1 protein-coding gene is annotated in these 270 nt (G+C 61.5%); it reads right to left on the bottom strand.

Translation table 11 applies throughout. The annotated features are described in order from the left end of the window. A partial coding sequence (locus EOD29_RS31955) for a transglutaminase family protein (RefSeq protein ID WP_164763954.1) occupies positions 1-270 on the bottom strand: 270 nt, incomplete at both ends.

Below are 270 nucleotides of genomic sequence, written 5' to 3' on the forward strand. Positions count from 1 at the left end.
CATAGGTCCGGCCACCCGGATGGGCAACATGATAGATGCAGCCGCCGATCGAACGCTTCGACCATGTATCATAAATGTCAAAAGTCAAAGGTGAGTTGATCGGCAGGACGGGATGCAGACCGGAGGACGGTTGCCACGCCTTGTAACGGACGCCGGCGACGGACACGCCAGCGGTGCCGGTCGGGGTCAGCGGCAGGGTGCGGCCATTGCAGGTGACGGTGTAACGCGCGGTATTGCTGGTTTCGAGGCGCACCTGAAGGCGTTCGACTG

The sequence above is a fragment of the Mesorhizobium sp. M1A.T.Ca.IN.004.03.1.1 genome, from assembly GCF_003997555.1.
In the GTDB taxonomy this organism is placed as follows: Bacteria; Pseudomonadota; Alphaproteobacteria; order Rhizobiales; family Rhizobiaceae; genus Mesorhizobium.